Source organism: Stenotrophomonas sp. CASM106 (assembly GCF_049384825.1).
Lineage (GTDB): Bacteria > Pseudomonadota > Gammaproteobacteria > Xanthomonadales > Xanthomonadaceae > Stenotrophomonas > Stenotrophomonas muris.
The window spans coordinates 1-388 of sequence record NZ_JBMRFS010000094.1 but is presented as its reverse complement, the minus strand read 5'-3'; the positions used below and the strand labels follow the sequence as shown (position 1 = coordinate 388).

1 protein-coding gene is annotated in these 388 nt (G+C 62.6%); it reads right to left on the bottom strand.

From position 1 onward, the window contains the following. Positions 1 to 388 (bottom strand): condensation domain-containing protein (locus VG556_RS22685; RefSeq protein WP_423180092.1); only part of this gene is annotated, 388 nt, incomplete at both ends.

Genomic DNA, 388 nt, shown 5'->3' with positions numbered 1-388 from the left:
ATGCGCCCAGTTGCTCATTGGTACGGCAGGCGACCGGGCTTCCGATCACGATGTCGGCTTCGCGGCTCCAGCGGCTCAACAGCGCGGCGAAGGCACTTTGCAGCACCATGAATGGGGTTGCGTCATGGCGCTTGCCCAGGGCATCCAGTGCCGACAGCAACTCGCGGCCGATCACCTGCGTATGCACCGCACCTGCGAACTTCTGTTGAGGTGGTCGCGGATGATCGAGGGGCAACGCATGCAAAGGCGGCGCGCCTTGCAGCACACGCTCCCAGTGATGCCACTGCCGCTCGATTTCATCTGCGAACGTTGTCCGCTGCCAATGCGCAAAATCCGCGTACTGGATATCGAGTTCTGGCAGCGTGGCCTCCCGACCTTCGTGCAACGC